This is a genomic window from Nitrospina gracilis 3/211 (assembly GCF_000341545.2).
GTDB classification, from domain to species: Bacteria; Nitrospinota; Nitrospinia; order Nitrospinales; family Nitrospinaceae; genus Nitrospina; species Nitrospina gracilis.
On sequence record NZ_HG422173.1, the window covers coordinates 2906570 to 2931111 of the forward strand.

The following is a 24542-nucleotide window of genomic DNA, read 5'->3' on the forward strand; positions in this document are numbered from 1 at the left end:
TTGTTCACGGTCAGGGACACACCCTTGACGATTTCGACGCCTTCGAATCCGGCGTGCAGATCATTGATCTCTAGCATTAATCTGTTCCTCTCTGATTTTCAAAACAGGCCAGCCAGGCATCGAGCCGCGGGGCCCTGCCTGGCTGGCCGGTGTTTCCGAATGATGGGACTCAGCCGACGCTGTCTTCCAGCTTCAGGGCCAGGAGTTTTTCCGCCTCGACGGCGAATTCCATGGGAAGCTGTTTGAAGACTTCCTTGCAGAAGCCGTTGATCAGCGCCGAGATGGCGTTCTCGCGGGAAATGCCCCGCTGTTCGAAATAGAACAACTGCTCCTCGCTGATCTTCGAGGTGGACGCTTCATGTTCCACCTGCACGGAGCTGTTGCCGGTTTCAATGTACGGGAACGTGTGCGCACTGCACTTGTCGCCCACCAGCATGCTGTCGCACTGCGTGTAATTGCGCGCGTTGGTGGCGCCCTTGTTGACCTTCACCAGACCGCGGTAACTGTTGCTGGAATGATCCGCGGAGATGCCTTTGGAGATGATGCTCGACCGGGTGTTCTTGCCGATATGGATCATCTTCGTGCCCGTGTCGGCCTGCATGTGGCCGTTGGTCAGGGCCACGGAGTAGAACTCGCCCTGTGAGTCGTCCCCCTGCAGGATGCAACTCGGGTACTTCCAGGTGATGGCGGAGCCGGTTTCCACCTGCGTCCAGGAAATCTTCGATTTCTTGCCCTGGCACTTGCCGCGCTTGGTGACGAAGTTGTAGATGCCGCCCTTGCCCGTTTCCGGGTCGCCGGCATACCAGTTCTGCACGGTGCTGTACTTGATCTCGGCGTTGTCCAGAGCCACGAGCTCGACCACCGCCGCGTGCAGCTGGTTGGTGTCGAACTGCGGTGCGGTGCACCCTTCCAGGTATGACACGTAGCTGTTGTCCGAGCAGATGATGAGCGTGCGTTCGAACTGCCCCGTTTCCTCCGTGTTGATGCGGAAGTAGGTGGACAGCTCCATCGGGCTGATGGTGTCCGGCGGAATGAACACGAACGAACCGTCCGTGAACACGGCGCTGTTGAGCGCGGCGAAGTAGTTATCGCCTGTGGGCACAACCGTACCCAGGTATTCCTCAACCAGTTCCGGATACTCTTGCAACGCTTCCGAAATGGAACAGAAAATGATGCCCACTTCCATCAGCTTTTTCTTGTGCGTGGTGGCGACGCTGACGCTGTCGAACACCGCGTCCACGGCCACGTTGGACAACCGCTTCTGTTCTTCCAGCGGGATGCCCAACTTATCGAAGGTGCGCAGGATTTCCGGATCGACCTCGTCCAGGCTCTCCAACTGTTCCTTCGGTTTCGGAGCGGAGTAGTAGGACAAATCCTGATAATCGATCGGCGGGTAGTGCACGTTCGGCCACTTCGGCTCCTTCATCTCCAGCCATTTCTTGTAGGCCTTGAGACGGAAGTCCAGCATGAACTCCGGCTCTTCCTTTTTCTTCGAAATGGCACGGATCACATCCTCGTTCAATCCCTTGGGGAAGGTCTCGGATTCGATCAGAGTCCGCCAGCCATATTTGTATTCACCCCGGTTCTCGAGGACCTCATCGACGTCCGTGACGTTCCGGGCGGTTTCCTTAGCCATATATTCCAACTCCTTAAGAGACGGATTCTAAAAATTCATTACATGTTGGGGACGACCTGCAGGTCGCTGTACACATCCTGACGCAGGGTCCGTTCGATGAACGACAACGTCGCCCCCAGCGAAGAGCCGCAACTGCCGCAGGCCCCCTGATACTGGACGAGAACCCGCTCGCCGTCAACCACTTCCAATACCTGGATGTTGCCGCCGTCGGACATCAACGCCGGGCGGACCTTTTCGTCCAGAACCAGTTCGACCTGCTTGATCTGGTCGGCCTCATCCAAGTCCAGCCATGCCTGTTCCTGCATGGTGAGTTCGCGGGTGCTTTTCGGTTTGCCGGCGCCGCTGCCCTTGATGGACGCTGTGGCCTGCGCCACGGCCTGCGCTTCCGGATACTTTTCCTTGATGATTTTGAGCAGTTCCGGCACGTTGCCGAAAGCGGTCTTTTTGGACTCCGGCACCGCCGGTTCCTCCGGATCGTCGCGGAGTGCGCGTTCGACGTCCGCTCCCAGAAGGGAACAGGCCTCGTCGATGGTGAGTCCCTTGACCATGGAGCACAACTGTTCGCAGATGCCTACGGACACCTTGCCCCCGTAAGCGAAGAACTTGGCGCTGTACACCCGGCCTTCGACTACGTCCACCAGCCAGTACAGCTTCATATCCTTGAATTTGGCCTCAACCAATGCCATGCCCTTTTCCGTGGCGTCTTCCTGGTAGAAGGCTCCGCGGTGCTTCGGCTTGGTGGCGGCTTCTTCGAATTTCGTAGAGAACTTCTCTTCAGCGACAGACATTCTAATTCTTTGTGTTTAAAACGTTTACAAGAGATTTCCCGCAACGGGGCAAACCCGTTTCCATGCCATCTGTCAGATGGGCTCTATTGTATATCAAACGCCTGTGAAAATCAGGACAATCTTGTGCGGGCAGACCCATCCCCATACTGATTAGATGCAAAGGCGTCTTACAGGTTCCTTCCAAAAGCCGGAAATCTCCATATTTTTTGGGATTTTTCGGCTTTTCAGGAGCATGCGGGCACACAATGCGTTCAGCGTCTCCCCCTCCCCAAAAAGGTATTTTTCCCAGCCTGCGCCGGGTGAGGTGATGGGTTCGATGTATGCCCCTTGCCGGAATCTTCCCACCCCCTGCCGGGAAAAGCATTTGGGGTGTACATCGCTTTTTCAAAAAGGGTATAATTCTACCAAATAAACCCCCACCTGCAAGAGTGTGGGCGAACTTGCCCGGAGCATGGCAAACCGCCGGAAAACCCGGGTGTCACACCGACGTGAGAGGAAGTCCGATGTCCATCTCCGAGAGCCAGGAACGCCCGATTCTGATTGACGGCATGGGCCGCCGCATCGTCAACCTGCGTATTTCCGTCACAGACCGCTGCAATTTCCGCTGTACGTACTGCATGCCCGCGGACAACGTGGAGTTCATGGACCGCTCCCACCTGCTCTCGTTCGAAGAAATCACCCGCATCGTCGGCGTGGTGTCGAAGATGGGCATCTTCCGCCTGCGCCTCACCGGCGGCGAACCGCTTCTGCGCAAGGACCTGCCGGAGTTGGTGCGCATGTTGAGAGCGGTGCCGGGAATCGAAGACATCGCCATGACCACCAACGCCTTCTTCCTGAAGCAGCATGCGAAGGCGCTCAGGGATGCGGGACTGCACCGGCTGAACATCAGCCTGGACGCTCTGGACAAGGAGAAATTCACCCACGTCAACCGCCGCGACTGCCTGGAGCAGGTGATGGAAGGCATCGACGCCGCGCGCGAAGCGGGCTTCCCGATCAAGGTCAACGCCGTCGCCATGCGCAATTTCTCGGAGCCGGAAATACTGAAACTGGTGGAACTCGGCCGTTCGGACGGATTCGAGATCCGCTTCATCGAGTTCATGCCCCTCGACGCGGACCACATCTGGGAACGCGACAAGGTGCTGTTCGGTCACGAGATCATCGACCTCATCAGCAAGAAATTTGAAATAACACCGATCCAGGACTCGCTGGAAATCGGCCCGGCGAGTGAATACAAGTTCGCCGACGGCAAGGGCAAGATCGGCATCATCACCGCTGTCAGCAATCCGTTCTGTGATTACTGCAACCGCATCCGCATGACCGCCGACGGCAAACTGCGCACCTGCCTGTTCTCGACCAACGAGCACAACCTGAAGGAACTGGTGCGGGACAGCGCGGCCACGGACCAGGACATCGAGCAACGCATTCGAGCGGCGCTGGTCACCAAGGAGCCGGGGCACAAAATCAACCTGGACGACTTCGAACGCCCCGCCCGCGCCATGCACGCCATCGGTGGCTGACCGCACACTATTTCCTCCAGTTACAGCGCAACCCCTCTTCTATCGGAATTCCTGCAGTTTCTACACAGCAAACTGTAACCGGATAGGGTGAACTGCATCCGTTTCATGAAATATTTCCTTTACTTGAATACCGCTACCTAATTTGGGTTTTCGTGCACCTTCACTGCCGCTTGAAACCCATTCTTGCGGGCTCTTTCAAGACCTTCACGGACTTTATACAATGAGAGTCAGCAGCTAACTTCAATCTGGTTTTACCTCCTTCTGATGATCCGGGAGCCTCCCCCCTGCTCCCGGATCTTTTTTTTGGTCCGGGGACATGGTAAGTTGTAACCAGCAATGGCGCTGTTTTGAGCGCACGGACCAACCGGCCATGACCTTACACGACAAACACAAACGAATGCAGGCGCAGATCGCGGCGCTTCCGGGCGCGATCGTGGCGTTTTCCGGCGGGGTCGACAGCACGCTGGTGCTGGCAATAGCCCATGCCGCTTTGGGAGAACGTGTGCTTGCCGTCACCGGCCGCTCACCCAGCGTGCCGGAACGGGAACTGGAAGCATCGAAAAGACTCGCCCGGCAAATTGGCGCCCGGCACCTGATTGTCGACACAGGGGAAATCCACAACCCTGATTACACCGCCAATCCGGCCAACCGCTGTTATTTCTGCAAGACGGAGCTGTACGATCATCTGAAACGCATCGCGTCCGAGCACGGCCTGCCCTGCATCCTGAACGGCACCAACAGCGACGACCTGGGCGACCATCGTCCGGGACTGGTGGCGGCGGACGAGGCCAAAGTTCTAAGTCCCCTCGCCGACGCGGGCATGAACAAACAGGACGTGCGCGACCTGTCGCAGGAGCTGGAACTGCCCACGTGGAACAAACCGGCGATGGCCTGCCTGGCGTCGCGCGTCCCGTACGGTCAGGAGGTGACGGGGGAAAAGCTTTCGATGATCGAGCGTGCGGAAGACATTCTGCTCGGCATGGGACTGAAACAGGTGCGCGTCCGGCATCACGGCGACATCGCACGCATCGAGGCACCGCAGGACGACCTGCCGATGCTCCTGGACCCGGAACAAGCGCGGGTCATCGAATCCAAATTCCGAGAAATCGGGTTTCAGTTCGTCACCGTCGACATACTGGGCTTCCGCTCCGGAAGCCTGAACCAGGTCCTTGGCTGAAGGGAACCCCGCCATGTTTCATTTTGAATTGCGTCCGGAAGTGAGAAAGCAACTGAAGAATCCGGACCTGTTCGTCAAGGGGCAGGAAAAACTTTACTGGGGTATCATTCTCGCCATGTCGGCGGTGATCATCATGCTGATCCTGATGTTCAAGGATCCGGAAAAGGTCCTGCATCCGGTGTGGCTGATGTTCCTCGGGCTGGGACTTGCGGGCTGGGGTGAAGTACAGAAATACCGGGCTAAATAAAAAAAGCCTTTCAGGATTCTCATTTCATTCCTGAAAGACTTCTCGCCGCCGCGGGGTAGGCCAACCCTGCGTCCTCTTTTTCTGCCTACCCCGGTTGGCATACAACCGATCGCGATCCCTCTTTTGTGTTTCCACCCAGTTGCTCGGGTCTTCTTCCAGCCGAACCGCCGGTTGTATGGAAGGGGGCTTGGCCCTCTTCCATAAGTAATATCATATCGCTCCGGCCTTCTGTCAATGTCTTCACAAATGAAATACCCGGGCTGGATGTGTATTTTCGTCTGGGTTCACTGTTATTGAGAATCGTTTCCATTCTGATTATTTTCCGCGTTTCTGCCAAGCTCGATGGAGCGTTGCGTCGCCGCCTCGACAGCGTTGATGAGGGTGGTGCGAAGCCCCCCTTTCTCCAGCCAGTGCAAACCGGAAATCGTGGTGCCGCCGGGCGAGCACACCATGTCTTTCAATTCTCCCGGATGACGCCCGCTTTCCTGCGCCAGCTTGGCGGAACCGAGCACCGTCTGCAGGGTGAGCGCATTGGACACGTCGCGCGACAGGCCCATCTTCACTCCCGCATCCGACAATGCCTCGATGATCATGAAAATGTACGCCGGGCCGCTTCCGCTCAACCCGGTGACCGCGTCCAACTGAGCCTCGGGGACATCCACCGTACGGCCGATGGCTTCGAAGATGCGGTGGGCGACCTTGAGGTCGCTTTTGCTGACGTGATCGCTCGCCGATAGCGCCGTCACCCCTGCCTGCACGAGGGCCGGGGTGTTGGGCATGGTGCGAACCACACCGACTTTTTTGTCCGCTTCGGGATTCAAGAGGATTTCGATAGCGTGGATGGGGACGCCCGCGGCAACGGAGATCACCAGTTTTTTCTCATCGACCTGCTCGTGAATGCCGGAGCACACGGCCTTCACCGCCTGCGGTTTGACCGCAAGGATGATGATGTCGTTTTTCTGCACCAGTTCCTGATTGTCCGTAGTGGTTTTGATTTTGAATTCATGTTTCAGAAATTCCAGTCGTTCGCCCACCATATCCGACGCCATCAGGCTTTTGGCTTCGATGAACGACGCGGACAACAGGCCCTTGATCATGGCTTCCGCCATGTTGCCCCCGCCAATGAATCCGATTCGTTTGTTGGTCAGCACTGCCATTCACTCCGTTGTGTTGCGGAAATAGTAAGCCCGGTTCAACCGGCGCGTTCGCCGAAGAGAGCGGTTCCCACGCGAACCCACGTGGCACCTTCTTCGATCGCGATTTCAAAATCGTGGGACATGCCCATCGACAACTCGGTCAAAGTGACACCCGGAATTGCCTTTTCGCACATACGGTCCCGAAGGGTGCGCAAACTCACAAAATGTTTTCGCGCCTCTTCCGCGTCCGGTGTGTAGGGTGGAATGGTCATCAATCCTTTCACCGCAATGCCGGACAGCGCTCCGGACCGGCGCAGAAGGTCTCCCAGATGGTCCGGATCGACGCCGTACTTCGACGCTTCGCCGGAGACGTTGACCTGAATGAGGGCGTTCGTGACCATGCCCTGCTTTTCGCTTTCCGCGTTCAGCTTTTCCGCCAGTTCGATGCTGTCCACCGAATGAATCAGATCGAAACGCCCGACCACATACTTTACTTTATTTTTCTGCAAATGTCCGATGAAATGCCAGCGGCAGTCCGCCGCGCCCGGGGATTCCAGCTTGCCGACTGCCTCCTGCACCTTGTTTTCGCCGAACACGTTCACACCCGCCCGGCACGCATCCAGAATCCGTTCCATCGGCACCGTTTTGCTGACAGCCAGCAGGTGCACCGACGCCGGATCGCGCCCCGCACGAAGCGCGGCTTCGCGGATGCGCTGGCGAATGACGGCAAGGTTATCAGCAACGGAGGTCATTCAAACGGGATCATTCGAAATGGAAGATGCGGGATGACTGGCAAACGGCTTGCTCATGCCGCCTGCAATGTAGCCAAAAAAAAAAGGCTTTGCAACCGGGCGGAAGCAAAGCCTTCTTTACCCTGAATCGCGGGCAACCAATCAATACTCAAAATCCTTTCCGGCGGCGATGAGCTGATCCACCACCTTGAACAGCTTTTCCTTCTCGACAGGTTTCACCAGATAGTCCTTGACTCCCTTTCTCATCAAACCGACGGCCAGTTCCGTATCCGGGTAACCGGTGATCACCACGATCGGAATTCCCGGTGCATTTTTCTTGAGATAATCGATCGCCTCGATGCCGTTGATCTTGGGCATTCGAATGTCGCACAGAATCACCCCGATATTGACCAGGTTGTTTTCGGAATGAAGCACCTTGATGGCCTCCTCCCCGTTTTCTGCTTCCAGCACGTGTAGTCCGTGTTGCTCCAATTGCAACCGAATGACATCCCGGACGTCCTGTTCGTCATCAATGACCAAAACTTTTCCGGTAACCATGTGTCCCTCCAGTGATAATTTAGAATCAATCTCTCTCACCGCCCGAAAAGGCGGGAAAAAATAACGGCCGGGCGGTTCCCCCTTTCGGCCTTCGACTCATTAGAACTAAACATAGGACCGGGGTTGGATTCCGGCCACTTTTTTTAGGGAAAGCGATGAAATTTGGAGTAACGGGCCCTATATTGACTTCCAACTAAAGCACCCATGCGGTTAACAAAATCCGGTTAATTTACAAGGCTTTCCGCGTGTGGGTGCCGGTTTCCCCACGGCATGCCGTAAGGCCATTGCCGGTTCCCGGTCCACTTATGAACGTAGCCGGTGTTCCCTTGCCCAAAAAACCCGTCCGCGTCCGTTCCGGGCTGAAAAACAGACTGATCGGAATGGTCATAGGAGTGGGTACCATTCCTTTGGTTTTAGCCATGGCGTGGTCGTTCTTTCAGGGAAACGAGTCGCTGACGCAGGTCATCGGTGCAAGTTTCAAGGCACTGGCCTATGAAACATCAACCAAGATCGACCTATTGATCAAAGACGAATTTCAAAAGATGCGGCATTGGGCCTCCCATCCCACCCTCATCATCAATGTCAAGGAACATAACCGCTCGGTCACGGAATCCGAGAACACATTAAAGAGCATCACCCCCCTGCCACCCACCTATCAGGAAATCCAGGAAAATGGAGCGAGCCGTGTACTCAGCAACTTTTTGCGTGATGATCTCAGCGCGGTGGAATCCACAAAGGCTTTGTTTGTCACCGATGCCTCGGGCAACCTGGTGGCCACCATCAATGACTACCCCGAACGCGACAACAGTTCACGCGCAACATGGGTTGGTGTCATGAAAAAGGGGCTCCCGGAAGCTTTCGGGCGTTTGCATTTCGACACCAAGCTGAATACCTATCTTTTTGAAATCGCGGTACCGATCCGGACACGCGACCAGACCCGCATGGGCGTCCTCCACCGCCTGTATTCCAGCAAACGTTTTTTCTCGCCGTCGATTGAGAACATCCTGTTCGGGCAAACCGGGCACGTGATGCTGATCAACTCCAACGGGGTCGTGCTGGACTGCCCCATCCTGCCGACGGGACACCGGTTGAGCGAGGCTGACCTGGTCAAACACGTCACAGGACCGGAAGCCAACTGGGTGGAAACTCAGAGTGATGGCCACGGAAGTCACCGTCTGTCCATCATCGGCTTTTCACCTCTTGCTTCCACAAACAGGATCATTGCCGGCACCCAGGGGCCTCGACTGTACACGTTTGCATGGCAGTCTTCGGAAGAATTGTTTGCGCCCACACGGAAACTTCTCGGCTGGATGGCCGCAGCGGGTTTTGTCTCCATTCTACTCATCGCAGTGATGGGATCGCTGGCCGCAAACCGGATTGTGCAACCCATTCGCCAGCTTCAGAAAACAGCGGAGTCCATCGGGCGCGGGGAATCCGTAAAACCCCTCCAGATAAAAACCGGTGATGAAATCGAACTCCTTGCGGAAGAGATCAATATCATGAACGCATTGTTGCGTAAAACATTCACCGGGCTCGAACAACAGGTTGAAGAAAAAAGTCGGGAAGTGATTTACCTGCGGGAGTACACCGAAAGCATTTTGATGAGTGTTCCGGAATCGATTCTCATCTTTGATGCCAGCCTGCGAATTGAATACGCCAATCCGGCGTTTGAAAAATAACCGGTCTTCTCCGGCAAAGTTACTTTGGCAAACTCCTGCAGGAAGTTCCAGTGAAACACCATCAGGAGTGGGCGTTCCTCGCAATGGAGCTCAAAAGCTACAGCACCGGTCAGCCACCCAGACTCCACCATCTGCAAAGCGAAAGTTATCGTGCCAAGGACCCTCTGGCACCCACAACGCCGCATACGAAAGACTGGCAACCCACCATCAAACTGGGTGATCTGTTCTTTGCGTACCAGTTTTTCGATATGAAGTTCAAGCAAATGGAAGGGAGGCGGATCGGCCTCATCATGAAAAACATCACAGAAGAGAAAAAACTTCTGGACCAGTTGACCAAGGCGGACAAACTGTCCGGGCTCGGCACACTGACCGCGGGCATCGCGCACGAGATGAACAATCCCCTCTATTCCATCATGGGCTACACCGAAGCCATTGTGGACCAGGCCACCGAACCGAAAATCAAGGCCTACGCCCAGAAAGTTCTGGACCGGTCCCGACATATGGCAAACGTCATTTTGAACATGTCCGGTTACGCCCGCACCAATGAACAGGATTCGGACCAGACCATCAACATCAACGAGCGCATCGATGCGGCGCTGGACATCGCACTGCTGGACTCGTACTCAGATGATATCGCGCTGGAAAAACACTATGGGAACCTGCCCAAAGTCACAGCAAAACCGGAAGAACTGCAACAGGTGTTCCTGAATATTGTTCGCAACGCGGTGCAGGCCATGGAGGGCAAAGGAACGTTGACCATCAAAACATTCCAGCAGAATGGAAACGTCACGGTGTCCATCCGCGACACGGGACCCGGAATCGCGGAAGAGCACCTGACCCGGATTTTCGATCCGTTTTTTACTACCAAGGAACAGGGGTCGGGAACGGGCCTGGGTCTCAACATTGTGCATCGCGTGGTGGAGAAATACGGCGGTCACATTGATGTCAAATCCCAAATCGGCAGGGGCACGACGTTCATTATCAATTTGCCCACGTCGCCGGAACCTGCCAATACAGAACCCACCGGCCCACCGGACAAAGACCCGGCCTGAGGTGTTTAAATTGAAATCAAGGAGAAGTCATTCTTCGGAGGAGGGAGCGAGCAATTTGGCCCAGTGCTTCTTTTCCCACTGCATCGCTTCTTTGTAGTGCTTGTACTGTTTTTCGCGGGCCTTGAATTCCTTGTGGTGGGTTTTCCACTGCCCTTTCTGACGCACCGGCGGAACGGCCTGATGGCACATCTCGTGAAAAACGGTTAATTCCAGCACCGGGATGGGAACGAAGTCCTGCCTGAGCCGCGGGTGAATGCGGATCAGTTTCTTCCTGGAATCGTAAGACCCGAATTTCACCGACCGCCGGTTGGCAGCCTTGGTTTCCTTGGACCACTCGATCGTTGCTTCCACCTTGCCTTCAAAATATTCGGAATTCAGCCGATCGAAGATGCCTTGCAGATCGCGCGGATCGGCCTCTTCCTCAACCGGAGACTGAGGTTGCAGCGGTTGCAGGATGGATTCTTCCAGTCGTGAATGGATCACATCGCGAAAGCGATCGTTCAGTGCGTCGCGTCCCAGAAGCTGGTTGAGCACAATCCGCTCCAAAGCAGAGATCACCGCCTCCGGCTCCGCGTCGAACAACGCAAAATAGTTGGCGTTGAACATTTCGAGGCGCACCCCTTCCTCGCCCAGGTGAACATTCATCTGGCCGAGATATTCAAAGCCCCCTTTTTTAATACGGAACAGGGCGCGGTAGGCGTCGCCGCCGGAAAACCGGCCTTCGCCGAGCACTACGGTTCCGGGCTTTATATTTGTGGTTTGGAATGGGATGGTTGCGGTGGCAGTCATAAGAGCAGGCAAGAGAGCGTGTTGATGAACGGATTGGACTCCAGTTACTTTTCAAATGGTATGAAGCTTTACGTTTAAAATCAACACTTTTTTCCACCCCTGCCGTGGTTCCCGGTCTTTACTTGCGGACTCGGTTTGTGTCAAGATCAGAGTATGCGAAACGTGATTCTTGGGATATGGATGACCGCCCTCCTCGCGGCCTGCATGCCGCCGCCCGAAGTGCCGAAAGTGGTGACGCCGCCAACTTACGATATGGAGGGTGACGTCGATCTCTACCTGTCCACGAACGACCCCCAGGTCGAACAGGAAGCGCTGGCCCGCCTGAAAAAACAGGAAACGACGCACGACGCCGTCAAGCAATACCTGAAGCGCATCGGGCGCGGTTCCGGCGGCGCGGCGGGACTTCACACCGACCGGGAATATTCCATCGGCGACCAAACCTATCCTTACGCTCTCTACGTTCCGGAGATGGAGGCGAAGCGGGACTATCCCATGATCGTCATCCTGCACGGCATGGGTGGCAGTGGCGACCGCACCGTCGAAAGCTGGTTGCCGCGTCTTAAAGATGAGGGCTTCATCATCCTCTGTCCCTCCTACCCCGCCGGCGCGTGGTGGTCTCTGCGAGCGGAGGAAATGGTGATGGACCTCATCCAGACTGTCAAGCGGCAGTACCCCGTGGACCACAACCGCGTGTTTCTGGCGGGCCTGTCCAACGGCGCTATCGGCGCGTACATGACGGGCATGTTTTATCCCGACCACTTCGCGGGCATCGTGCCCATCGCCGGGGCCATCACCGACCGTTACCTGCATTTCCTGGTGAACCTCAAGAACACGCCGATCTACAGTATCCAGGGCGTACACGACCCGATCTTCCCGATCCAGTACAGCCGCCGAATCCGTAAAATCCTGAACGACCTCAAATATCCGCTCGAATACCACGAACACCGCGAACAGGGCATGGCGCACGGCGGACATTTTCTGCCCGACTCGGAAGTCCCGGCTTTGGTCGAATGGTTGAAGACGACGAAGCGCGATCCGCATCCCCACATCCTGCGTATGGTACGCGAGGGCAACCACCTCGACAACATCCACTGGGCGCAGGTGACGCGCGGCGTGCAGATGGCCGCCCTGCAACTGCCGGGACCGGAAAAGGAAACGATGAACATCCGCGACGGCAAGATCACCACCCTGCTCGCCGTGCATAAAGAACCCAACCTGTTCGAAATCGTCGCCAAGAATCTGCTCGAACACGAGGTGTTCCTGAACGCGGATCAGGTGGACTTCGATAAAAAATTTCTGGTGACTTTCCAGGAACTGAAAGAAGAAAACGGGCAGTTCAAAACCGGTCCCCAGCGGGTGAGCTTCCACGAAAAGGTGGAACCGGATTTGGAAATCCTGCTCTCCGGATTCAAACAGCGTTGGGACCCGGAAATATTGTATGACGCCCGCATCAGCATCAATCTGGAAGAAAAAGTCCAGTTCGCCTCCCTGCCATGAACCCCAAGGACGCCGCACCGGCCGACATCACATTGAACCAGTCGATGGCCCTGCTGGGCTGGAGCTGGATCCAGAGCGCGCTGGCCGAACAGGCGATGTCTTCCCTCACCCACTCTTTGTTGGAAGACGAAACACCCGCCGACGATTTCCAAACTGCACAAACCCGCCTCAACGAAACCGCAGAGATGGTGGCTTTGTTCGACGAGGTGGAATCGATTCCGCTTCGCGCGTTTTCCGATCTCGACCCCGCCCTCACTTCCGTAAGCGAGCGTTTGCTGGTGGAGGCAGGCGACTGCCTGCACATCGCGGAATCCTTGCGTCTGGTGCGCGATCTCAAGCGTTACCTCGGCAAGCGGGAATCGATCCCGCACCTCGCGCCTTACGCGTCGCAATTGGAACCGGTGGCGGAACTCATCCGTGAGATCGAGCGCTGTATTGACGACGACGGTGAGATCAAGGACGACGCGTCGCCGGAGCTCAAACAGGCGGTGCGCGATGCCGCCCGCGCCCGCGATAACCTGGAATCGACCATGAGCAAGCTGATGTCCGGTTCCTACAAGGACATCCTGCAGGACTCGTACTACACGGAACGCGACGGGCGGCTGGTCCTGCCGGTGCGCGCTGACGCGAAAAGCCGGCTGGAAGGCATCGTGCACGACACCTCGGCCAGCGGCCAGACGGTGTTCATGGAACCAACGCAGGCGGTGGCGCTCAACAACCAGGTGAGGCTGGCACGTCTCGCAGTACAACGCGAACGCCAGCGCATTCTGGAATCGCTCGCCCTCCACATCAAGGAACACGCCGACATCCTGATGTGCAACCAACAGCATTTGGTGGCTTTGGACGGCATCCACGCCCGCGCGCGCCTCGCCCGGCAGATGGATGCACATCCTTATACGTTTCATGAAGACGGCCCCCTCACCCTGCACCACGCACGCAACCCGGAACTGGTGCTGAACGGCACCAAGGTGGTCGCCAACGACATCGCATGGAATCCGGACACGCGCATCGTTATCATTTCGGGGCCCAACACCGGCGGCAAAACGGTGACCCTCAAGACCGTGGGGCTGATGGCGTTGATGGCGCGGTGCGGCCTGTTTTTGCCCGTCGGCCCGCGCTCCGAGATGCGGTTCTTCCCGGAAGTGTACGCCGACATCGGCGATGAACAGAACATCGAACTCAGCCTGTCCACCTTCTCCGGCCACATCAAGAAAATCATCCACATTCTGGAACGGGCGGCGCCAGGCGCGCTCATCCTGCTTGATGAACTGGGCATTGCCACCGATCCGCAAGAAGGTGCTGCCTTGGCGGAGGCGATTCTTCTGGAGATGAAAGCCCGTAATTTCACGACGATGGTGTCCACACACTTCCTCGCGCTCAAGACGCTGGCGCAGACGCAGGAAGGATTCCTGAACGCCTGCATGGAGTTCGACCTCGACAAAATGGTGCCGACCTACCGCCTTGTTTTCGGCGTGCCCGGCGACAGCGCGGCGCTGGAAACGGCGCAACGGCTCGGCCTGCCGCTGAAAACCATCGAACACGCCCGCAGAATTTACGCGGAAAAGGACCGCCGTGCCGAGGCGCTGTTGCAGGACCTCAATCGGCAGAAACTCGATCTCGAAAACGAAAAGGAACGCATCGCCCGCGAGAAGGAATCCATCGAGGCCCTCCAGCGCGAGCAACAGCGGTTGACCGATACCCTGCGCACGCAGGAAAAAGACTACAGCCGAACCAAAACCAAGCGCATCCAGACCTACGTGCGCGAAGCAAAACGGGAGATTCGACACCTCATCGACGGCGTGCGGCAAAGTCGCGATCTGCCCAAACTGCGCAGGGCGGAAAAGCAACTGCGGCAGATCGGTCACACGCCGCTGTCAGAGACCGGACCCGACCGCAACGGCTGGGACGTTCCGCCGGACAATTTGAAAGAAGGCGATGAAATCCTGGTCGAGGACTACAACGCCTGCGGCGTGCTCCTCGAAAACCCCGTGCAGAAGGACCGCGTGCGCGTTCGCCTCGGCAATCTCGTTACGGTTGTCGAAACCAAACGGCTGAAAGGCCACATCCGCCGCACACCCTCCGCCGGTAAAAACCAAAAGTCAGAAACGGTGAAAATACAAACCGAGTCGCAGTCGCATCCACGCGCCACGCTGGATTTGCGCGGCATGCGTGTGGAGGAAGCGCAGGAAGCGCTGGAGTTGTTCCTCAGCCAGGCGGTGGTCAACAAACTGCCGAAGGTGACGGTGATCCACGGCCACGGCATGGGCAAGATCAAAACCATGGTGCGCGACTACCTGGCGGCGAGCGGCATCGGCAAAGAGTTCGCCCCCGGCGAGCGGCATGAAGGCGGCGACGGGGCGACCATCGTCAAATTTTAGGAGTTAAATCGAATCCCCGCCGGGCGGCGGGGCATCCCAATTTCAAACCCGGAACCTCAATATCCATCCCAACCACAGCGAGGCATCCATCATGAAAAAATCCATCGCTTTGATTTTGGTTTCAATCTTCACCACGGCCCTACTGACCACCACGCTTTCGGCGCGGAGCGGATTTAACGTCACCATGGGCGGCAAACCGCTTACGTTGATGGGCGAGCCGTTGCAGATCAATGAGCATTTGCCGGATGTGCAACTCCCCGACGCGGGTCTCAACATGGTGGACCTGAAAAAGGCTTTCAAGGGAAAGGTGACGATTGTCAGCATCGTGCCGTCGATCGACACCCGGGTGTGTGAAAAGCAGACGCACATTCTGAGCGAGGAAAACAAGGGGCTGGATGAAACGGCGCGGCTCGTGACCATCAGCCGCGACCTGCCGTTCGCGCAACAGCGTTTCGCACGCGAGGCGAAGATTCACAACATCCTGTTTCTGTCGGATTACCGCGAGGCCACCTTCGGCAAGGCCAGCGGCCTGTTGATCGGCGAGAACCGCCTGCTCGCCCGCGCCGTGCTGGTGCTGGACAAGGACGGCGTCATCCGCTACATGGAAGTGGTGCCGGACCTCGGTCAACTGCCGGACATGGAACGCGCGTTCGAAACGGCCCGTTCCCTCACCTGAGGGAGGCGGCGCTCATTTGAACACGTCCACCAGGTGATCGAACCGCGACGCATCTTTTTTGATGCGCGCTGAATTGCCGAGCACGCACACGGAACCTTTTTCCTTCACCGCGTGAAACAGGTCGGCGTAACCGCGTACGTCGTCCAGCGTGGTGGACATCACCTCGTCCAGTCGCCGCTCCTTGAACTCCTGCGTCATGCCGGTCAGGTATTCGGCGCGGGAGATCGAACCCTTGCGGTCCGGTGTGAGCGGCGGGTCCATCTTGCCGATGCAGCCGATGATGATTTTTTCCAACTCCTCGCCGGGGAGATCGAGGTTGGCGAGGAAGTCGCCGATTTCGTCGTACACGTCCAGCGTTTCGCTCAAGTTCGGGTCGCGGTAGGAGACCAGCCCCAGGTCGCCCGTGTACAGATCAAAGTTGATCATGCTTCCGTAGGCCCCGCCCTGCACGCGGATGCGGTCCCACAAAAACGCCGTGCGCAATAAGGCTTTCACCACCTCGAACTTGCCGGAGTACTGGTAACCCAACTGATAAAGGTTTGCGCCCTTGCCGACGTACTGTACGGTGCTGGTGGTCATGAACCCTTCGTTTGGCGCTGGAGGCTCGAATCTGTAATCCACACGCGGATAGGTCGCCTCCGGCAGAATCTCCGCCAGGTGCTTCACACGTTTGTCGATTTTTGAAAAATCCTTTGCCGGGGAGGTGATGTTCACCAGTATGTTGCCGCGGTTGAGCACCTTGTCCGCCACCTGGTGAAACTCTTTCGCCACCGCCTCCGGATCTTTTTCAACGCGTTCGTAAAGGTCCTCCAGGAACCGGAAGTAAGTGAGGCCGTCGGTCCACTCGTCGTATTGGCCCAGCCGTGAATGATACGCCTGCAGACGGGACAATACGTACTGGTTGCCGTGAGGAACGATCGACGTCTCCATGTTCGCCTTGGCACTGCGGATGATCTCCACCAGCCGGCCGGTATTGCTGAAATCGCGCTCGGTGAACAGTTCCGCGTACAGATCGAACAGCGCGTCCAGTTTTTCCATCAGCACCGTACCGCTGAAATTGAGGTGCGAAAGCAGGTGGCTTCGGTCGTCGAAGGTGACCGAAGAGTAATGTGAGGGCGAGATGCCGCCGGTGTGGATGCCGATCTGTTGCGACATCTCCACGTAGTCCCGTTTCTTCGTTCCCATGCCAAGAATCATGCGTCCCAACAGGCCCAAGTATTGAATCTGATCCTGCGGTACCGCGTTGGTGTCGAAGCAGATCTGCGTGTAAGCGATGTTGTTGGTGAACAGGTCATGGAGTAGAACTGTCGGATTGTCTTTTCGTTTCACCTCACAGGGAAACTTCGGCACCTTTTTCTCGACATCGTTTAAATGCAGGCGCGGCAGGGTGGCCAGAGCTTCCGGCGCATCTGGAGCCATCTGCATTTCCTGGAGCGCTCTGGTTTCCTCGATCAGGTTTTCGATGTCTTTGTCGGAAAGGCCGGATTTCATCTCCCGGAGCGCCTTTCTCACCTTGGCATCCTGCTTCTCTCCCAGACCCGGTTTCGGATACAGCACCAGAACGCTGCGGTGATTGTTGTCGAGCAGGTGTTTTTTGATGAGCGCCTCGAAATAGCCTTCATTCATCTTTTTCTTGATCTTCTTCATCAACTTTTCGTATTTCAAATGCCCCATCGGGTCAGCATCGTACAACCACGACCCCAGAGCCTGGATGTTGTACACAATGCCCTTGGGAAACCCGCCAAAGTTGGCCTCGCGCAGTTTGAAGTCGATGGTATTGACCGATGCCTTCACCTGGTCCTCATCAATGCCGTTTTCCGCCAGATCATTGAGCGTGTCGAAAACGAGGTCGAGGATTTTCTGCGCGTCCTCACGGTCCGCACCTTTCATACCCACGGCAAACAGCGTCTCCGCGCGGTTGTCGTCGAATCCCCCGCCGATGACTTCGGACCCGAGGTTGGATTGAAGCAGGGCCTTGCGGAGGGGCGCGGCGGAGGTGCCGAGCAGGATATGGCTCAGGATTTCCATCGCCAGGCAGTGCTCATAATCCGTAGCCTTGCCCAGTTTCATGCCGACCACAACGTAAGTTTTCTTTTCGACCGACTCGTTTTTGGAAACGGCATACGGCACGTCTTTCCATTTGGGTTTGCTGAAGCGACGTTGCAGACCGATGTGCGAGTCCACCTCCAGCCGGTCGAAACGGCTGAGGTATTCTTCATTCAAATATTTGAGGTATTCGTCCGTATCGCCGTCGCCGTAGATGAACAGGCGGCTGTTGGTCGGGTGGTAGTACTTGCGGTGAAACTCCCTGAACCCATCGTAGGTCAACTGGGGAATGCTCATGGGATCGCCACCGGACTCGTACCCATACGGAGTTTTCGGAAACAGGGAATGTGCCAGGTGCCGATCGAGCACGCTTTCCGGATTGGAGAAGACGCCCTTCATCTCGTTGTACACGACGCCTTTGTAAGTGATGTCCCCTTCCGGCGCGTCCAGCTCGTAGTGCCAGCCTTCCTGTTTGAAAATCTCCTCTGTGATTTTCGGATAAAACACCGCGTCGAGGTAAACCGTCATCAGGTTGAAGAAATCCTTCCGGTTGCGGCTTGCCACCGGGTACATGGTTTTATCCGGAAAGGTCATTGCGTTCAGGAATGTCTGCAGGCTTCCTTTCATGAGCTCGACGAACGGTTCCTTGACTGGAAACTTCTGGGAGCCGCACAGCACACTGTGTTCCAGAATGTGCGCCACACCGGTGTCATTGAAAGGCGGCGTGCGGAAGGTGGCGCTGAACACCTTGTTATCGTCGTCGTTTTCCATCACCAGCAGCTCGGCTCCGGTTTTTTCGTGCTCAAAAAACAGCGCCAGCGAATTGAGCTCTTTCAGCTTTTCCTGTTTTTTCAGTTTGAAACCATAATAGGAGCGATCCACTTCAAAACTCATGAATGATCCTTTCTAATAAAAACGGGCCGCCGGGGCCCGGTGAGGGTTCAATTTCTGTCACCGCCAGAATATCACAGGTGAGGGCGGATTTCGCATCAAACGATCTCGAGCCCGATGGGGCAGTGGTCCGAACCCATAACCTCCGGAGTGATAAAGGATTTTTTGACGTTTTTCAGCAAGTCGCGGGTGACGAAAAAGTAGTCGATGCGCCACCCGATGTTCCTGGCCCGCGCATTGGCTCGGTAGGTCCACCAGGTGTAATTGTCCGGTTCCTGGCAGAACTCGCGGAAGGTGTCCACGTATCCGTGCGCAATGAACTTGTCGATCCACTCACGTTCCATCGGCAGGAACCCGGAGTTTTTCTCGTTCTGCTTTGCATTTTTCAGATCAATCTCCCTGTGCGCGGTGTTCACGTCGCCGCAGATCACCAGTTTTTTCTTCTGTTTTTTACGAAGGGTTTCGCAGTGGTCGAGAAACGCGTCATAGTATTCCATCTTGAACTGCAACCGCTCGTCGCCGCTGGTGCCATTTGGAAAATAAATGTTCAGCAAATCGAACTTGGTAAATTCGAGACGCAGGTAACGTCCTTCCGAGTCAAAACGTTCGATCCCCATGCCGTAGTGGACTTGTTTCGGTTTGGTTTTGGAAAACACCGCAACGCCACTGTAACCCTTGCGTGTGGCCGGGCACCAATAGGCCTCGTAGCCTTCGGGGTACGCCACCTCCGGCGGAACCTGCTCCGGGTGCGCTTTGGTTTCCTGCAGGCACACCACGTCAGGGTCGACCGATTCCATCCAGTCGCCAAATCCCTTTTTCGCCACGGCACGGATGCCATTGACGTTCCAGCTGTAGATCAACATATAGACTCCCGTAGGAAGAAGTCGCAAAAGGGTCAAGCATATCCAAAATTCCCAACCCGTTCAATACCGGAGACGCCACCCATTCCCGGCTTGCAAATTCGGTGTCTGGACTTAGAATTGGTTGGGGAGTGGTAAGATATAATTTACATTCATGCCGCGAGGCGAGAGACCTCGTTCTGCACTGAAGTGGCAACCCCGGGGACGGCTGGCGGATACCAGCGGAGAGAGGAACGGATTCCAAGGGCTGCCCGCAAGTCACCCCTCTTTACGAAACTTCCGACTTATGACTGCATCCAATACCGAGCTTGATATTCAGAACCTGACGGTGAGTTTCACCGCCAACGGAAGGGAAGTCACTGCAGTAAACGGAATCTCGTACAAATTGAACTCAGGAGAAACGCTGGCAGTGGTGGGCGAGTCTGGAAGCGGCAAGACGGTGAGTGCCCTGTCCCTCCTGCGTCTCATTCCTCAACCGCCGGGGCGAATCGTGTCGGGAAAGGTGTTGTTCCGCGGACGCGACCTGCTGGCTCTGGGCGACGACGCATTACGTGCCGTGCGCGGCAACGACATCGGCATGGTGTTCCAGGAACCCATGACATCACTCAACCCGGTGCTGACCATCGGCGAACAGATTGTCGAAACCCTGTACGCACACCGCAACATCGCCACCCCGGAAGCGCGGGAAGTAGCCATTGCCCTCCTTCGGCAGGTGGAGATCCCCTCCCCGCAGTCACGCTGGAAATGTTATCCACATGAGTTGAGCGGCGGCCAGCGGCAACGCGCCATGATCGCCATGGCACTGGCGTGCGATCCCGGGATCCTCATTGCTGACGAGCCGACCACGGCCCTCGATGTTCTGGTGCAGGCGCAGATCCTGGAGTTTTTGCAACGCGTCCAGCAGGAACGCAACATGTCGGTGTTGTTGATCACCCACGACCTCGGCCTCGTCGCCAATTCAGCGCAACGCGCACTCATCATGTACGCGGGGGAAATCGTGGAGACGGGACCGGTGCGCGACCTGTTTTCAAAACCGCGTCACCCCTACACAATGGGATTGATTGAATCGATCCCCCGCCCCGGCACAAAGGCCCGACGCAAACGCTTTCACGAAATGAAAGGCAGTGTTCCTGCGCTGGGCAGTTTGCCCTCCGGCTGTCCGTTTCATCCCCGCTGTCCTTCGGCACAGCAAAAATGCGAAACGGAAAAACCGACGCTGGAAGCCATCGAACCCGACCGGCAGGTGGCCTGCTGGTATCCCAACGATTGAGTGATGCATTCATCCACACCCACAAACGACGCCCCCCTGCTCGTTGTCGAAAACCTGAAAAAGGTTTTTCGCGGCGGGGTTCGTGCCGTGGACGGCATTTCGTTTTCCATACCGGAAAACAGCACGCTGGGGCTGGTAGGCGAAAGCGGTTGCGGCAAATCGACCACCGGCCGCGCCGTACTCAGGCTGATCGACCCCACCGCCGGACGCATCGTGTTTGACGGACAGGACATCACCACTCTATCCCACACACAGATGGTGCCGTTGCGTAGAGAAATGCAGGTGATCTTTCAGGACCCGTACGCCTCCCTCAATCCGCGCATGACCGTCGGCAGAATCCTGGAGGAACCGTTCCGCATCCACAGCGGCGAACAACAATCCGAACACCGCGACCGCGTGGCCGAATTGCTGTGCAAAGTGGGCTTGTCTCCCGATGATGCGAAACGCTACCCGCACGCGTTCAGCGGGGGCCAGCGGCAACGCATAGGCATCGCTCGCGCGGTGGCACTTCGGCCCCGTTTCATCGTCGCCGACGAAGCGGTGTCGGCACTGGACGTTTCAATCAAGGCACAGATCCTGAATCTCCTGCAGGCCCTGCAGGACGAGATGAGCCTGTCCTATCTGTTCATCTCGCACGACATGGGCGTGGTGGAAATGTTTTGCGACCGGGTGGCCGTGATGTACCTGGGCAGGATCGTGGAGATGGCATCCGCGGAAACCCTGTATGCTTCGCCCAGCCATCCGTACACGGAGGCCCTGCTCGATGCGATTCCGAAAATGGATGGCAACCGTCCGCGAGAAAAAAACAAAATCGTGGCAGGCGATGCACCGAACGCGTCGAATCCTCCCGCGGGATGCGCCTTTCATCCGCGCTGCCCGATAATGGAAAAACAATGCGAGACCGAGGTTCCTGACCTGAAGGAAGTCGAGCCCGGACACTGGGTGGCGTGTCACCTGCGGAGTTGAAATAAATAGAAATCGATGGCCTTAATGTTCGTCTTCGCCGGGGGAGGAAGGCGACGGTACCGACGCGGCGTGGTGCAGGATCATTTTCCACGAACCGTTGAACTGGCGGAACAGATTCGTGGCGTGTACGTGCGAACTCTGCACCCCCGCCATGTGGATGGAAAACAGGTTCTCCTGGCAACTCACCCAGGCCATGCCCCCCGACACCACCACACTCACGTCGCTCAGGCGGATTTCCATGTGGTCCGTGTTCTCAAAAATGTCTTTCCAGCTTTGGATTATGGAGTCGAAGCCCCGCAATACAGGCCAGCCGGGATGGATGCAGATGGATGAGCCGTCGTCCTGCCACAGCGCTTTCATCGCGTCCAGGTTTTGTTTGTTGAAGGCTTCGTAAAACTGGTTGTTGGCGGAAAGAATTTCTGAATGCGGTTCCATATCGCGGGATCACAGGGAACGGGACCACGGTCCCGGAGGTTTCAAGATGGTTTGAGTAGAAGTTCGAGAGCGTCGAAAGTTTCCTGCGCCTCCCAGTTTTTGGCGCCGTCCACCACAGCCACGATGCGCCCCTTGCGGTCGATGACATAGGTGGTGGGAATGGTGAAGGTATTGTAACGGCTTTCCACCTTATGCTGGGCGTCGAGCAACACCGGAAACGACAGTCCGTACTCCTCCACAAAGTTCCGCACCTTCTGATCGTTGTCCTTGTCAAGGCTCACCGCGAGAATGGTCAACCCTTCCGACCGGAAACGCCGGTACAGGTTTTCGAATCCCGGCATCTCGATGCGGCACGGACCGCACCACGTCGCCCACAGGTTGAGGATCACCACCTGACCTTGATAATCCGCAAGGCTGACGCGGTTGCCTTCCAGGTTGCGCACAGTGAACCCCGGAGCCATGTACCCCACCGCCGACCGTTCCTGCGTCTGCAGGGAGGCCACCTGCACCTCCTCCGGCGTCACCGGAGTTTCGTAATAATGACTGACGAACGCCATCAGCGCGCCTACAAACAGCACGATGTAGATAGCGGCGTACTTCTTAATGAGAGTAAAGTTTCTCTTTTTTGAGTCGATCGACTTCATCCTTCATCCGTTCGAGGGAGACGCGCTGGGACATGAGCAGAAAGTAAAGCAGTGTGAATGCGCCAAGCGCGATCATCAGCGTGATGATCATGGGCGTATCCATGCCCGCACCGAATCCCTCCGGTGTGATCATTTTCGGTTTGGGATGGAACGTGCGCCACCACAGAACCGAAAAATGGATCAGCGGAATATCCAGAAACCCCACGATGCCCACCACCGCCGCGTACTTGGCGCGGGTGGACCCGGCATCGGTCTGTACGCGGAGCATCAGGTAGGCGACATAAATCAGCCACAGAACCAGCGTGGAAGTCAGCCGCGCGTCCCACACCCACCATGTTCCCCAGATGGGCTTGGCCCAGATGGGCCCGGTGATGAGCACGAGCGAGCAGAACAGGACGCCCACTTCCGCTGAGGCGTGTGCGTAGATGTCCCATTCCCGGTCACCTTTCCATAAAAACAGGATACTGCACAAAAACACCACGAAGAAAGCGAAGAATGCGATCCACGCAGACGGAATGTGGTAGTACATGATGCGCTGGACCACACCCTCGGTGCGTTCGGTGGGCACATAAAGATAAATGGCGGCCAGCATCGCCACCACCGCGCCGATAGTGAGCACCAGCAGGGCCGAACCGTTGCCGCCGTTGCCCGCAGGAGTTTCTTTTGCAGGCTCAGTCATGCCGCTTGTCCTTGTTGAGGGTTTCGTTCAAGAGGTCCAGGTCCGCTTTCAACGAGCGGTTCCGCTTCATGAGGGTGAACACGTAAACGAGTATACCGCCCCACACGAAGACATTGGCGGCGAACAGAAATCCCAGGTTGTCCATTCCTTCACTCCTCGAAAATGTAGTCGATGGTCATGATGGACACACCGATGTAAATCACGTCAAAACACAAGGTCAGCCCCAGCCAGTTGAGATTATCGGCCAGCGTTTTGCCCATCAGGATCTGGCTGGTCATGCGCACGGATCCGATGGCGATGGGCACCATGAGCGGATACAACAGAATCGGCAGCATGATCTCGCGCGTCTTCAGGTTCGACGACAACGACGAAAGCAATGTGCCCAGCGCGCTGAAGCCCAGCGTGCCCAGAAACAGTACCACCAGAAGCGGTCCCAGGTGCGGCACCAGGTCGATGTTGAAAAACACCATGAACACCGGGAGCAGAAACGCTTCCATGACCAGCAGAAACGCCAGGTTGCTCACCATCTTGCCGAAGTAAATCGCCGAGCGGTCCACCGGCGTCAGGATGAGTCCCTGCAAACAGCCGTTTTCCTTTTCCAGCGTGAACGAGCGGTTGAGTCCCAACGTGCCCGCAAACAAAATGGCGACCCACAACACGCCCGGTCCCACGGCGTTGGCGTTGACCAGGCTGAGATCGACGGAAAAAATGAAGATCAGGATCACCAGCAGGCCGAAGACGAACATCGAGCTGAACAGCTCCCGTGTCTTGAACTCGGTGCTGAAATCCTTGGCGGCGATGGCGCCGATCTGTTGAAAGTATCCGTTCATCTTTTATATGGCCTGCGGTCCATTATGCCCCAACCCGCGTGCTACCGCCAATGGCCCTTT

The 24542-nt window shown here is 56.6% G+C and carries 23 protein-coding genes; 10 read left to right on the forward strand and 13 right to left on the reverse strand.

What is annotated here, in order from left to right:
• Nucleotides 1-169: 169 nt before the first annotated feature.
• Together sufB and TX82_RS13935 are read right to left on the reverse strand one after the other, a co-directional pair.
• Nucleotides 170-1636: a Fe-S cluster assembly protein SufB gene (gene sufB / locus TX82_RS13930; RefSeq protein WP_005005661.1), complete on the reverse strand. Its 1467-nt coding sequence runs from the start codon at nucleotides 1634-1636 to the stop codon at nucleotides 170-172.
• A gap of 38 nt (nucleotides 1637-1674) precedes the next feature.
• Entirely contained in the window at nucleotides 1675-2424 is a 750-nt protein-coding gene (locus TX82_RS13935) for a NifU family protein (RefSeq protein WP_005005663.1), read from the reverse strand.
• A 503-nt stretch (nucleotides 2425-2927) separates the two neighbouring features.
• On the opposite strand from TX82_RS13935, the gene moaA reads away from it, so the two are divergent.
• From moaA to TX82_RS13950, 3 genes are all read left to right on the forward strand, one after another.
• The gene (gene moaA / locus TX82_RS13940; RefSeq protein ID WP_005005666.1) at nucleotides 2928-3941 is read left to right on the forward strand and encodes a GTP 3',8-cyclase MoaA; all 1014 of its coding nucleotides are present in this window, start codon (nucleotides 2928-2930) and stop codon (nucleotides 3939-3941) included.
• A 370-nt stretch (nucleotides 3942-4311) separates the two neighbouring features.
• On the forward strand, nucleotides 4312-5118 hold the full coding sequence (gene larE, locus TX82_RS13945) for an ATP-dependent sacrificial sulfur transferase LarE (RefSeq protein ID WP_005005670.1): 807 nt from the start codon (nucleotides 4312-4314) through the stop codon (nucleotides 5116-5118).
• Between the two features lie 13 nt (nucleotides 5119-5131).
• Nucleotides 5132-5365, forward strand: coding sequence for a hypothetical protein (locus tag TX82_RS13950; protein ID WP_005005671.1), 234 nt, complete (start codon nucleotides 5132-5134; stop codon nucleotides 5363-5365).
• Nucleotides 5366-5655: 290 nt separating this feature from the next.
• Here TX82_RS13950 and proC read toward each other — a convergent pair whose 3' ends face one another.
• From proC to TX82_RS13965, 3 genes are all read right to left on the reverse strand, one after another.
• The gene (gene proC / locus TX82_RS13955) at nucleotides 5656-6522 is read right to left on the reverse strand and encodes a pyrroline-5-carboxylate reductase (protein WP_005005672.1); all 867 of its coding nucleotides are present in this window, start codon (nucleotides 6520-6522) and stop codon (nucleotides 5656-5658) included.
• Nucleotides 6523-6557: 35 nt separating this feature from the next.
• A complete protein-coding gene (locus tag TX82_RS13960) occupies nucleotides 6558-7253 on the reverse strand; it encodes a YggS family pyridoxal phosphate-dependent enzyme (RefSeq protein ID WP_005005673.1) in 696 nt (231 codons plus the stop codon).
• Between the two features lie 141 nt (nucleotides 7254-7394).
• On the reverse strand, nucleotides 7395-7790 hold the full coding sequence (locus TX82_RS13965; protein WP_005005674.1) for a response regulator: 396 nt from the start codon (nucleotides 7788-7790) through the stop codon (nucleotides 7395-7397).
• Nucleotides 7791-8182: 392 nt separating this feature from the next.
• Here TX82_RS13965 and TX82_RS13970 point away from each other — a divergent pair, with 392 nt between their 5' ends.
• Both TX82_RS13970 and TX82_RS13975 read left to right on the forward strand, forming a co-directional pair.
• Complete coding sequence (locus TX82_RS13970; protein ID WP_187291979.1) at nucleotides 8183-9469, forward strand: cache domain-containing protein; 1287 nt, start codon at nucleotides 8183-8185, stop codon at nucleotides 9467-9469.
• A 50-nt stretch (nucleotides 9470-9519) separates the two neighbouring features.
• Nucleotides 9520-10521: a sensor histidine kinase gene (locus TX82_RS13975; protein WP_042251362.1), complete on the forward strand. Its 1002-nt coding sequence runs from the start codon at nucleotides 9520-9522 to the stop codon at nucleotides 10519-10521.
• A 27-nt stretch (nucleotides 10522-10548) separates the two neighbouring features.
• On the opposite strand, the gene TX82_RS15430 is transcribed toward TX82_RS13975, so the two are convergent.
• Entirely contained in the window at nucleotides 10549-11253 is a 705-nt protein-coding gene (locus TX82_RS15430; protein WP_005005676.1) for a SprT-like domain-containing protein, read from the reverse strand.
• A gap of 237 nt (nucleotides 11254-11490) precedes the next feature.
• Here TX82_RS15430 and TX82_RS13985 point away from each other — a divergent pair, with 237 nt between their 5' ends.
• The 3 genes from TX82_RS13985 to tpx all read left to right on the forward strand — a co-directional run bounded on the left by TX82_RS13985 (nucleotide 11491) and on the right by tpx (nucleotide 15861).
• Entirely contained in the window at nucleotides 11491-12807 is a 1317-nt protein-coding gene (locus TX82_RS13985; protein ID WP_005005679.1) for a carboxylesterase family protein, read from the forward strand.
• Nucleotides 12804-15185, forward strand: a complete 2382-nt coding sequence (locus tag TX82_RS13990; protein ID WP_005005681.1) for an endonuclease MutS2 — start codon at nucleotides 12804-12806, stop codon at nucleotides 15183-15185. Before TX82_RS13985 ends, TX82_RS13990 begins: the two co-directional genes overlap by 4 nt.
• Before the next feature lie 91 nt (nucleotides 15186-15276).
• Entirely contained in the window at nucleotides 15277-15861 is a 585-nt protein-coding gene (gene tpx / locus TX82_RS13995; RefSeq protein WP_005005683.1) for a thiol peroxidase, read from the forward strand.
• Between the two features lie 12 nt (nucleotides 15862-15873).
• Here tpx and TX82_RS14000 read toward each other — a convergent pair whose 3' ends face one another.
• Together TX82_RS14000 and TX82_RS14005 are read right to left on the reverse strand one after the other, a co-directional pair.
• Nucleotides 15874-18801 (reverse strand): insulinase family protein, encoded by a 2928-nt coding sequence (locus tag TX82_RS14000; protein WP_005005684.1) that lies wholly within the window; start codon nucleotides 18799-18801, stop codon nucleotides 15874-15876.
• Between the two features lie 95 nt (nucleotides 18802-18896).
• Entirely contained in the window at nucleotides 18897-19661 is a 765-nt protein-coding gene (locus tag TX82_RS14005; protein WP_005005685.1) for an exodeoxyribonuclease III, read from the reverse strand.
• Nucleotides 19662-19944: 283 nt separating this feature from the next.
• Here TX82_RS14005 and TX82_RS14010 point away from each other — a divergent pair, with 283 nt between their 5' ends.
• Both TX82_RS14010 and TX82_RS14015 read left to right on the forward strand, forming a co-directional pair.
• On the forward strand, nucleotides 19945-20928 hold the full coding sequence (locus TX82_RS14010; RefSeq protein WP_005005686.1) for an ABC transporter ATP-binding protein: 984 nt from the start codon (nucleotides 19945-19947) through the stop codon (nucleotides 20926-20928).
• 3 nt (nucleotides 20929-20931) lie between these two features.
• Entirely contained in the window at nucleotides 20932-21894 is a 963-nt protein-coding gene (locus TX82_RS14015; RefSeq protein WP_005005687.1) for an ABC transporter ATP-binding protein, read from the forward strand.
• 21 nt (nucleotides 21895-21915) lie between these two features.
• Here the strand turns inward: TX82_RS14015 and TX82_RS14020 are convergent, their stop codons facing one another.
• The 5 genes from TX82_RS14020 to TX82_RS14035 are packed head-to-tail and all read right to left on the reverse strand — an operon-like array spanning nucleotide 21916 to nucleotide 24482.
• Nucleotides 21916-22329, reverse strand: coding sequence for a nuclear transport factor 2 family protein (locus TX82_RS14020; RefSeq protein WP_005005688.1), 414 nt, complete (start codon nucleotides 22327-22329; stop codon nucleotides 21916-21918).
• A 41-nt stretch (nucleotides 22330-22370) separates the two neighbouring features.
• The gene (locus TX82_RS14025) at nucleotides 22371-22973 is read right to left on the reverse strand and encodes a peroxiredoxin family protein (protein WP_005005689.1); all 603 of its coding nucleotides are present in this window, start codon (nucleotides 22971-22973) and stop codon (nucleotides 22371-22373) included.
• On the reverse strand, nucleotides 22930-23652 hold the full coding sequence (locus TX82_RS14030; protein WP_005005690.1) for a cytochrome c biogenesis protein: 723 nt from the start codon (nucleotides 23650-23652) through the stop codon (nucleotides 22930-22932). The genes TX82_RS14025 and TX82_RS14030 overlap by 44 nt, the downstream gene beginning before the upstream one ends.
• Nucleotides 23645-23797, reverse strand: coding sequence for a CcmD family protein (locus TX82_RS15845; RefSeq protein WP_005005691.1), 153 nt, complete (start codon nucleotides 23795-23797; stop codon nucleotides 23645-23647). The genes TX82_RS14030 and TX82_RS15845 overlap by 8 nt, the downstream gene beginning before the upstream one ends.
• A gap of 4 nt (nucleotides 23798-23801) precedes the next feature.
• Nucleotides 23802-24482 carry a heme exporter protein CcmB gene (locus TX82_RS14035; protein ID WP_005005692.1) on the reverse strand — a complete coding sequence of 227 codons (681 nt, stop codon included), beginning with the start codon at nucleotides 24480-24482 and terminating at the stop codon, nucleotides 23802-23804.
• Nucleotides 24483-24542 lie beyond the last annotated feature (60 nt).